Annotated in this window: 10 protein-coding genes and 2 pseudogenes; 8 read left to right on the forward strand and 4 right to left on the reverse strand. The window is 58.8% G+C overall.

Features of this window, described 5'->3' with window-relative positions; all coding sequences use genetic code 11:
• Positions 1 to 76: 76 nt before the first annotated feature.
• From FXB38_RS41740 to FXB38_RS41750, 4 genes and pseudogenes are all read left to right on the forward strand, one after another.
• Positions 77 to 261: pseudogene (locus tag FXB38_RS41740) on the forward strand (glutathione-dependent formaldehyde dehydrogenase); the annotation flags it as partial.
• A gap of 355 nt (positions 262 to 616) precedes the next feature.
• Positions 617 to 1,117 carry a DUF305 domain-containing protein gene (locus FXB38_RS44775; protein ID WP_283812831.1) on the forward strand — a complete coding sequence of 167 codons (501 nt, stop codon included), beginning with the start codon at positions 617 to 619 and terminating at the stop codon, positions 1,115 to 1,117.
• Positions 1,102 to 1,377 carry a DUF305 domain-containing protein gene (locus FXB38_RS44780; RefSeq protein WP_283812832.1) on the forward strand — a complete coding sequence of 92 codons (276 nt, stop codon included), beginning with the start codon at positions 1,102 to 1,104 and terminating at the stop codon, positions 1,375 to 1,377. The genes FXB38_RS44775 and FXB38_RS44780 overlap by 16 nt, the downstream gene beginning before the upstream one ends.
• Before the next feature lie 84 nt (positions 1,378 to 1,461).
• On the forward strand, positions 1,462 to 1,689 hold the full coding sequence (locus tag FXB38_RS41750) for a con-10 family general stress protein (RefSeq protein ID WP_148756672.1): 228 nt from the start codon (positions 1,462 to 1,464) through the stop codon (positions 1,687 to 1,689).
• 118 nt (positions 1,690 to 1,807) lie between these two features.
• Here the strand turns inward: FXB38_RS41750 and FXB38_RS41755 are convergent.
• From FXB38_RS41755 to FXB38_RS41765, 3 genes and pseudogenes are all read right to left on the reverse strand, one after another.
• A pseudogene (locus FXB38_RS41755) lies at positions 1,808 to 2,814 on the reverse strand (ATP-dependent DNA ligase).
• Positions 2,815 to 2,969: 155 nt separating this feature from the next.
• On the reverse strand, positions 2,970 to 4,103 hold the full coding sequence (locus FXB38_RS41760; RefSeq protein ID WP_187435525.1) for a YihY/virulence factor BrkB family protein: 1,134 nt from the start codon (positions 4,101 to 4,103) through the stop codon (positions 2,970 to 2,972).
• Between the two features lie 112 nt (positions 4,104 to 4,215).
• The gene (locus tag FXB38_RS41765; protein WP_148756674.1) at positions 4,216 to 5,607 is read right to left on the reverse strand and encodes a carbohydrate porin; all 1,392 of its coding nucleotides are present in this window, start codon (positions 5,605 to 5,607) and stop codon (positions 4,216 to 4,218) included.
• A gap of 616 nt (positions 5,608 to 6,223) precedes the next feature.
• On the opposite strand from FXB38_RS41765, the gene FXB38_RS41770 reads away from it, so the two are divergent.
• The 3 genes from FXB38_RS41770 to FXB38_RS41785 all read left to right on the forward strand — a co-directional run bounded on the left by FXB38_RS41770 (position 6,224) and on the right by FXB38_RS41785 (position 8,596).
• A complete protein-coding gene (locus tag FXB38_RS41770) occupies positions 6,224 to 6,427 on the forward strand; it encodes a CsbD family protein (protein WP_148756675.1) in 204 nt (67 codons plus the stop codon).
• A gap of 360 nt (positions 6,428 to 6,787) precedes the next feature.
• Complete coding sequence (locus FXB38_RS41780; RefSeq protein WP_246230625.1) at positions 6,788 to 7,171, forward strand: YciE/YciF ferroxidase family protein; 384 nt, start codon at positions 6,788 to 6,790, stop codon at positions 7,169 to 7,171.
• A gap of 651 nt (positions 7,172 to 7,822) precedes the next feature.
• Positions 7,823 to 8,596 carry a helix-turn-helix domain-containing protein gene (locus FXB38_RS41785; protein ID WP_148756678.1) on the forward strand — a complete coding sequence of 258 codons (774 nt, stop codon included), beginning with the start codon at positions 7,823 to 7,825 and terminating at the stop codon, positions 8,594 to 8,596.
• A 199-nt stretch (positions 8,597 to 8,795) separates the two neighbouring features.
• Here the strand turns inward: FXB38_RS41785 and FXB38_RS41790 are convergent, their stop codons facing one another.
• On the reverse strand, positions 8,796 to 9,083 hold the full coding sequence (locus tag FXB38_RS41790) for a hypothetical protein (protein ID WP_148756679.1): 288 nt from the start codon (positions 9,081 to 9,083) through the stop codon (positions 8,796 to 8,798).
• 312 nt (positions 9,084 to 9,395) lie between these two features.
• On the opposite strand from FXB38_RS41790, the gene FXB38_RS41795 reads away from it, so the two are divergent.
• Positions 9,396 to 9,942, forward strand: a 547-nt coding sequence (locus FXB38_RS41795; RefSeq protein ID WP_148756680.1) for a hypothetical protein, incomplete at its 3' end; no start/stop codon positions are given.

Consider the following 9,942-nt stretch of genomic DNA (forward strand, 5'->3'; position numbering starts at 1 on the left):
ACCGAGACGTAGGGCGATGACAAAAACCGGTGCACGGCCTTCTCACCAGGGTAAACCTCTTCAACTCGCAAGGCAACGCATGGCCCAGACCCCCGTCCAGCATTATTTACCCAAGCTGATGCAACGCATCGAAAAGGGCGAGATCGATCCCGGCTTTGTCATCACCCATCGCGCCACGCTCAAAGAGGGCCCGAAACTCTACAGCCCTTTCGGGCCAAGCAGGACGGCTGCATCAAGGTCGTGATAAAGCCGTTCAGTTGATGGAGGGAGTGGTCGCAAAACCGTTAGAGTCGCATTGGCTCGCGGCCACTAAACTCGGCCTCGTCAGCAGCACATTTTCAACCCTCGTCAGCCAGCTTGCGGCGGCGCAGTTGGGAAGGGACGCCGCGGTCGACTGGATGACCGTTGCCGCGATTCCCGGACGCGACGCCATGCTGAGTGCGACGCCTTCAGCCCAAGCCCTCGCGCTCGGCATCGCGTTTCATCAATCGGCTGATTTTTTCTGGGCGCTGGTCTTTTTTGGCGTATTTGTCCGCTGGACCGCCCGCCTTCTCAAACGGCCATTGTCGGGCTGGCTACTCCGTGGGCCGCTTTCACCTCCACAACCGATTGGCTCGTGCTGGTGCCGCTGTTTCCGTTCCTCCAGCCGATCTTCACTTTGCAAGAGCCTTACTGGATCGGCTTTCTCGTTCACCTGTCATCGCCCCTGATCTATCCGCTGTTTGCATGGTTGCGCCGGCCATTTGGTCAGGCCCCGCGAACGCGCGCCATACGCTTTGCGAAGCGCTGGGCGGCGGGGGTGGTCCTTGTCCTTGCATCGCTCAGCATAGTTGCCATAGGGTCCAGCCATGGTTTGGCGGTGCCGATCCTCAGCCGTGATGTGGTCGGTGACCAGCGCTATATCCGCCATATGGTGAGGCATCATGAGCAAGGCATTGAACTTGCCGAACTCGGCCAGCAGCGCGCGCAGGATCCGCACCTCCGCGCCCTCGCGGCGTTGATGGCCGCCGGCCAAAGAGGCGAGAACCGTATCTTTGACCATTGTGGCGTAGTTGGTTCAGCGAACCGATGCCGATCTGCTCCAGCGAGGAGCACACTCAGATGCCGGGATATTTGACGCCGGCACAAATGGCGGAAGTGTGGAAAGCGGCCGATGGGGAGTTTGACGTCGTCTTTATCCGCCTGATGAGCCTGCATCATGCAGGGGCCGTCCAGATGGCGGATACCCAATGGCATTGTTCCGGCGATCCCCGCTGGCATTTGATGGCGCATGCAATACGGCATGAGCAACAGGGCGAGATCGCCCTGACGAATAACGTCACGGGCATCGAGGCAGTGCGACAGGTAACGCGCAATATGCTGGCAAATAATCTCTGACCAACCTTCATCTTTGTCTGAGGAACGAGCAGCAGGTCTCGCGATTAACGTTTAGGGGCCGGGCAACAGGGAAGGAGAGAACGGATGGCAGACGTACAACGCGGTGGCTCTGGAAATTTCGCCAACGATCCGCAGCGCGCATCGGAAGCCGGCAAGAAGGGTGGCGAGCACAGCCACGGCCAGTCGGGACAGCAGTCGCAAGGCGGAAGCAAGCCCGGCCAGCAAGGCGGTAACCCGTCGAACAATCCCGGCAACTTCACCAATGATCGCGACAAGGCCAGTGAAGCCGGCCGCAAGGGCGGTCAGTCCTGAGAGCTTCCGGCGCACTGAACCAGCACGAGGTCAGGACGTCGACAAGATGATCCTGGCCTCATATTGTTTGAAAGTACCCTCGAGCCTTTCCCTCTGCACAAGGCCGCCTCATGCCATGTTACTCGGCAGCTTTCAAAGGTAGCTTTGCCAGCTTCTGCCGAAGCTGATCCATGCGGCATTGACAGGGGTTCTTGTCGGGACGCCAACGGACGATCTTCGTACCATGCCGAAGCCGGTCGCTCGATACGTGATCGTAGGACACTTCAACGACGTAAGTCGCGCGAACGGCTTTCCATTGGCCGGATCGCTTCGTCGTCGACCAGCGGCTTGGACCGCCGGGTGTCTTGCCGGTGAAGCTTTGCGGCGTTACGATTTTTTCCCAACCGGTCGGTGAGAGCGCGTCGATCCGACGATCGGATGGCGGAGGTAAACCCGATATGGTGCAGAAGGCCGCCCTTGTCGTAGAGTCCGAGCAACAATGAGCCGACGATTTTGCGGTTGGACTGCTTCTTCTCGCCGTAGCGAAGCCTCCGACGACGCAATCGGCCGACCGAAGGAGCTTGATCTTCCGCACGCCGCCCCGGGCGCCGCTTCGATAAGGTAGGTCGAGGCGCTTGGCGACGACGCCGTCGTGATCTTCATTCACGGTGTTGAGCCAGGCCTGGGCATCAGCGAAGTTGCGGCTGGCCGGTGACAGGCAAAAGTCCCGGCTGGCCTCGAAAGCGCACTGTGGAAGTTTTTCGAGGGCGATACGGCGCTTCGTAAGCGATAGGACCGAAAGATCTTTCTTGTCGATCGCAGCATGTCAAAAACCATGAAGGTCGCGGGCGTCTCTTCGGCAAGGCGCTTGATCCGGCTGGCCGCCGGATGAACGCGCTGAAGCAGCGCGTCGAACGAGTAGCCATCGTCAAGCTGAATGATCAATTCACCATCCAGCGTAAGCGTTTTCGGGGACAAAGCCGATGCGGCTGCAGCGACTTCCGGGAAATAGCGGGTGAGGTCGCGTCCGCCTTTCGATTGCATGCGGATCTGGCTGCTGTCACGGATTAGGAGGCAACGGAATCCATCCCATTTCGGCTCATATTGCCACTGTGCGCCGCGCGGCAGTTGCGGTTCGGCTTCCATGAATGCATGGCGGTTTCCGGCTGTCGAATATTCAGCGGTTGAATGCTGGCGCTGAAAGACAGTTCCTTCGCACGATGGACTACTTGGAGATCGCGCCATGGTCATGGGCTCGCGAGGCTCGGAACGGTGTTGTTTTCAAGGGAACGCTTGGTTTGTCAGCTCGACCGTGCGGCTCCTACCGTGTCGGCCATCTTGGCGCCGCGGGTGCCCATCGGCTTTGGCGCTCCAGTAGTGGTGTCATGGGCCGTCTGATGCTCCATCTCGGCGTCGAGCTCGGCTCCGAGCAGGATGACGATGGCGGAAATCCACAGCCAGGTCATGAAGCCGATGGCCGCGCCCAGCGAGCCGTAGGTCTCGTTGAACTTGCCGAAATTGGCGGCGTACCAGGAGAACAGCGCTGATGCGGCGAGCCAAAGGATTGTCGCAACCGCGCTACCCCACGTGATCCAACGCCATCGGGGCGCCTCCCGGTCCGGGCCAAAGCGGTAGATCAGGGCTAAGGCCAGCGCGACAACAACGAACATCGCCGGCCAGCGGGCAAGCCGGACGAGAAGGTCGGCGAAGTTCGAGAGCCCGACGTAATTTAGGACGACAGGAACCACCACAACAGCGCCGAGGGCGGCGAGAACGAACACGATGCCCGCGACGGTGAATCCCAGCGACATCGCGTTCAGTTTGAGGAAACCGCGTGTTTCCTTATCGCCGTAAACGATGTTGAGCGTGTCGAACAGCGACTTCATCGCGGCATTGGCACTCCAGAGGGAGACGGTCAGGCCGATCACGAAGGTCAGTCCCAGGGCCTGGTTGCGATGCGAAGCGACGCGGGTGAGCTGTTCGCGCGCCACATCGATGGCGCCGCCCGGAATGACTCCGGAGACCTGGTCCAGATGTTTCGTGATCGTCCCGGGATCGGAGAAAAGGCCATAGATCGCGACGAGGGCGGCCAAAGCCGGGAAGATCGCGAGCAGACTGTAGTAGGTCATGCCGGCCGCCAGCGCCAGAATACGATGATCGGATACGTTGGCGTAGACCCGCAGCAGAATGTCCTTCCAGCCCCGGACCGGTATCTCGGAGGGCATCGTCGCCGAGCGGCCACGATCCTTGCCTTCGACCATCAGACCGGCGGCCGAGGCATCGCGGCTCGGCTCTATTTTCGACGAGGACGCCTTGTTTTCCGCGGGTGCGAGCCGATCGACGAGAAAGGCCACTGCCAACAATCCGAGTGCCGCAGCAATGCTCCATCCTCCGGTGCCGGCCCGGCCGCCAGCTACGTTTCCGTTATTGGCCATGACTTCCTCCAAGCAAGCTAATCGCATCGCTGAGGGGGAGTTCCGTTCCTTGCGAGGCGACGGCAAGATGGGCATTCGCACGTCGGCGCAGGATATTCATGGATCGGAGGTTTTAGAACTTCAGGGTCGTCCGCATACCAAAAACTAAGGCGTTCCCGAGCGCCTTCCCGACCAGCGGGCCCGATGGCAGTGTCGCGCCACCGCCTGGATGGATGATGTACTGGAAGTTCGGCTGCACGGTCCAACCGTCCCTGATCTGATATTGATACACCGCTGTCAGCAAGCCTTCGAAATTCCGCGTTGGCCAGTCGGGTCGGACCAAGGCCCGATAGTCCGCATCCAGCGCCTGCGCGCGCTTGGAGACGTGAGCATAGCCCGCGGCGATCCCGAACTTGTCATCCGGACGGGCGTCGCTGAGGCCAATGAGTTCGAGACCCGCATCGGCATAGAGATCGATCAGGTTGCGCTCGGCAGGCGCTCTGGAAATGCGGGCGAAGACGCCAATGCCGCGATCGTCGCTGCGGGGCACGCGGTAGATCTGCTGCTCAAGGACCGCCCAGCCGCCGATATCGCCAGAGAGCATCAAGGGCTCCCCGCTGCTGGCCGGCGACGCGAGCGACACGCCATTGGATGCGAGCCGTTCATCTGTGAAAGAACCGAAATGACGCCAGCCACCGAACTTGATCTGACCGGCCAGATTGGGGTCGCCCTTCTTGTTGTTCCACGCGTATTGGATCTGCCCCAGCAGAAGCGGCGGATCATTGATGCGGAAGTTCACGCCATAGCGATTGCGCTCCTGCGGATCGCCGGGACCAGGCCCCGCCTGGTTGCCATCGAATATTCCCCCGAGGATGGACAATTGGTCGGTAATGTTGACGAGGAGCCGCGCCCCCATTGCTGCAAGCGGCGGCGAGGGGCCACCACTCGGGAGATCGAGCGAGGTGATCGCGGGCCAGCCCATGGAAGCGTTCGTAAAGACGTCCGTGTACTTGGTGTTGAAGAACTCGCTATCAGCCGCAAGCTGGCCAAATTTGAGCGACACTTTTTTCGCACCCCATTGCTTCTCGAAATAGGCTTCGTACAGCCTAGTCGACGGCAACGCCTCGATGCCGCTGACGACGAAGAAGTTCTGCAGATTGCTGCGCGACAATCCGTCGCCGTGAATCTGGAACATGTTTGCGTGAAACGTGAGCTTATCAATCCCGACGAGCTTCTTTAGATCGACGTCTACAGCGAGGTTCAGTCTGCCTTCGTACACCAGTCCTTGCTTCAATCCACCGGAAGCGTTGCCGAGCACCTCTCCGATATAAGTCGCGGCGAATTTCACTCCGTATTTCTGTAGCGGGTTAGGGAGTAAACCGAGCGTTTTCTCCTCGATCGTGCTTTCGCCAGTGTCGGGATCGGCCGGCTTATCCTCGTCGGTCTTCTTGTCCTCCTGCGCAAGCGCGTTGTTGGCCACAAGCAGACCAAGGATGAAAAGTGCGCTTGCGATGCAGCGCCTCATTCCACTCGACTGGGCCAACGGGCTGAATCCCCTTCGACGAGGTTCGCATTGGGACACGTCCGGCCTTTCGACTCAAGCGCGTTGATCGGCCAATGAAAGGTTCGGCGTCGGTGCGGCCGACAGCAGGCGATGGGAAATGAGCCAGCGTCGTGCCGAAAGCCATTCTTGTCGCCATAGAGCCGCCTTGCTCAGTCGTTCGTCAGGCGGTTCTTGCTCGATGAGGATCGGTTGGTCAGCATGCTTGAGATGCTTTCGATATAGACCCGCACGTTGCAATAACTGTCGTTCGCACTTGGAGCGTGCCTCCACAGTTGTATGACAAGACTCAACGGAGGCCGTTCTCGCCGACCAAACAAAAAAAGGAGGTGCTTCAAAAGCTCGAGTGACGAGCGAAGTATGAGATGCGAAGTTATGAGAGGACACATTAACAGCGGCGTACGGAGCAACGCGAAGACGCGCAGGCAATCGCGACTAGACTGGAAAAGTGCAAGAAGGGAAATAAACATCCTCAGCAGAGCCACCAGCCATGTTTGACGAATGCGTCCGCAGGAACGTCTGCTTGGCAGACCCGTTATCGGTGCTCCATTATTCCATTATTATGAGAGGGAGAAGCGCCATGGATTGGAATCGGGTGCAAGGCAATTGGAAGCAGGTCAAGGGCAAGGTCAAGGAGCAGTGGGGCAAGCTCACAGACGACGATCTGGACGTAATCGACGGCAAGCAGGACCAGCTTGAGGGTCGCCTGCAGCAGCGCTACGGCTATGCGAAAGATCAGGCCCAGAAGGAAGTGAACGACTGGTACGATCGTCAAAAGTGGTGATATCCGACTATTGACCTAGTAGAAGAAGCCCCGCGCGAAACGGGGCTTCGTTGCTTGTAACGCGATTCGCGCGGCTGCCCAGAAGGGCGAGTTCACGAGACTCCGCGTCACGGTTGGCTCATTAGTGGTGCCAGAACAATGCGAGCAGCAGAATGATCGGCAGCGGCACACCCAGCAGCCAAAGCAACGCGCCTCTTCCAAAGCCCATGGCTTCCTCCTCTCTATGTGACAGGTAGACGCGGTCGGCGCGATAACGTTCCTGAGAAGCGCATTTGGAGAGAGAGGGCTGAACCCCGAGCAAGCGGCCCGACCGGGGAGTGAGTTTTGGCCCCGCCCGGCGGATCCAGTGCCCGAAAATCGGTGGCCTGCTCAGCAAAGCGCTCGCCACTTGAGACCGAAACCGAAGAGCATGTGGCACGGCTCGAAAAGGTGTTCGAGGAAATCGGCGAAACCCCGCGCGGCAAGACCTGCGATGCCATTATGGGCATCATCGAGGAGGGCCAGGAAGTGATGAAGGAATTCAGGGGCGCGCCCGCTCTCGATACCGGTCTCCTTGCGGCGGCGCAGGCGGTCGAACATTATGAGATCGCCCGCTACGGTACGCTGAAGACCTGGGCCGCCGAGCTTGGCCTGAAACAGTCCGTGAAGCTGCTGGAGGCGACTCTAGCCGAAGAAAAGAAGACGGACGAGGCCCTGACGGAGCTCGCCGAGAGCGAGGTCAACCACCACGCCCAGGCAGCCTAAAGAAGGATCCGTTCTGAAGTCGCCCGACCGCGCTGTTATGGCCGCGCGGACGACGGCGGTCTATTGCCTAGCATGATTGGAATCCACTGGCTGTCTGGGTGTTTGGCATCTCATTTGCCGTGCGAAATTCGCCTACGACTCGAAGCTTGAAAGCTTTGAGTTCAGCAAATCCCTGCTGACCAGATTGACCAATCCGCACGACCGGATTTCGTGCCCGCGACCCAAGGCCGTCGACGGTGACCCGCTTGATATCATGGTGATCCATGATGCGGCGACCTTTCCCGATTGGTCGTCGCCCGCCGCGTCATCTGCATCCTCCGGATCGAGCAGAGCAAAAACAAATCCGAGCGTAACGACCGCCTGTTTGCCGTGCCGCGGCGCTCGCATTCCGAGCGGGCTTTGAAAAACCGTCGATGACCTGACAAAACCGATCCGGGAGGAGCTTGAACAATTCGTCAATGCCACAAAGGAACTTGAAGACAAGAAGCTCACATCGTCGGTTGGAAGGGACCTAAGGCCGCGCTGCAAGCCATCAAGGATGCGGCAAGGGCTTTCGCGAAGGACGATAAATAGTATTCAGGCCTTTGCGCGCTGCTTGTTCGATGCCGTCCGCTCCGACGTTTCGTTCAATGTAGATACACCTGTTCAGCCATGGATTGCCTCCGTACGCCGGATCTGATTGAAAGCAACGGCCTCATTCTCACGGTTGCACTGTCGGGCGGCGCCATTCTTCATGTCCGCGGGGAAGAGATCCAAATGGGTGGAGGTATGGCCGCGCTCACGCGCACCGCGGACGTCAGCCGCTGCGCTATTCATTCGACCTCAGAACTCGTCAACTTCCGCTTTCCATTCGACAAGATTTCTCCGCTGATCGCCGATCTTGACGATGCCGTGATGCGGCCGATTCCAGTTGATGCCGAGGCTTTGCGGTTGCTGGTGCATTACGTAAGCATGTTGAAGGACGAGGATATGCTTGCGACGCCGGAAGTCCAAAACCTCGTGTCCACCCATCTGCGCGATTTGGCGGCGCTGACCATCGGCGCGACGCGCGACGCCGCCACGGTCGCGAGCGGTCGTGGCGTTCCTGCGGCACGGCTGCGGGCGATCAAGGCCGACATTGTCAAAAATCTCACCGATCGTCTTCTTTCGATCGAGGCGGTCGCTCTGCGCCACGGCATCACGCCGCGTTATGTCAGCATGCTGTTTGAGACCGATGCGACAACGTTTTCAGAGTTCGTGCTGGTACAGCGTCTCAATTGGACGCATCGAATGCTGATCGATGCGCGGTTTTCCGACCGGACAGTGAGCTCTGTCGCATTCGAAGCTGGCTTCTGCGACCTCTCCTATTTCAATCGCTCCTTCCGCAGGCGCTTTGGCGCAACACCATCCGACGTGCGCGCCAGTTCGCCAGCTAGGCCGGCATAATGACCGGCGCCTCTCATTCCTGCGCACAACACAGTCGGCTCGATCGTGAGCACATAGAACCGCGCCATTGTGCCGTTGTTGCGAGCCCGATCTCGGCGTTCGAGGACGCAGCATTGACGGACCTGAGAATAGGAATATATTCCATAATGAAGGTTATGCGAATCAAAAAAGCTGATGTAAATCAATAGTTTACGCGTAATCATGCCGAATTGCGCCTCTTCAAGAGTCGAGATTGCCAGCCCAACCCCGGCCGACCTTCCTTACGACGCGTCTCGCCTGTCTTCGCCGTACGAAGCATCATCCGCTCATAGTCCTGCATGCTGTCCGACATCAAATTTGGATTGCCAAGAGCCAGCACTCGTTCGTTGCTACGGTCCCACTTTGAAGCCAGCCGGAAACCGTGGTCATCGTCATCAAGATCGCGCTTCCGGGCAAACGGTTTGAAGATCGCGGCCATCAAGGGAGCAATACCGGTCACATGCTGCAAATGGAAGAAGCTTCATCCCGCCCGCGGCATCTACCAACCCACACTGCGCGAAGCTGCAACGCCTTCTCTACTTTTTAGGACGAAGTGGAAAAGCCAATAGGAGCAGGAGATGAGACTCGTTTATTTCCACCGCGCTCATTGGATGCTGTTGCTGCCTGGTTCCCAGAACAAATACAAGAATACCGAAAGCACAAGGCTTAAGGCGCGGCCCGATTGTAGAGACGCCCAGTATCTTAACACTCTCATGTGTGTTACGAGGTAGCTTTTCGCAGTGACAGCGATTGGCGCGAACTGCGGTTTTGGTGAACCATCGTGCGAAACGAATTGGCGGTCCTGATCGCATTGGCAAATAGTGCCGAGGGACAGGCGACGCTCGATGAACTCGATGAGGATGTTGCGCGGCTTATTGCAGAGTCAGCCGACGAAATCAGAAATCCGGAGCAATTCGCTGCACTCGACCATGCCGATCTTCTTAAGTCTGGGCTCATCGTCTGCGAGGGCGACAGCCTGCAGATCACTGAGGACGGCTGGTCGATCCTTCGCGCGCTTGGGATCGCGCCGCGAGAATTGCCTGTCCCTGGTTTTGCAACGAGCCCCCAATCACTGAAGCTGATCGATGATCTGATCGGCCCCGAAGCCCGCCTGCAGATTTTTGACCTCGGCCCTCGATCAATCAACCAAAGTGAAGATCCCGTCGTGCTTCGTGATGAGACTACCCAATCGCAAGGTCCCTCGGAGATGTCTCCGTCCGGCGCCCCCCAAAGAGCGCGCCCTGGAAATAGTGAGGGCGAGATCGCCTCAGATGCCTTTGCTTTGTCGGTCCACAAATTCGGATCCGGGGCGCAAGACCCCTCCCCGC

The sequence above is a fragment of the Bradyrhizobium cytisi genome (assembly GCF_008123515.1).
Taxonomy (GTDB): Bacteria; Pseudomonadota; Alphaproteobacteria; order Rhizobiales; family Xanthobacteraceae; genus Bradyrhizobium; species Bradyrhizobium cytisi.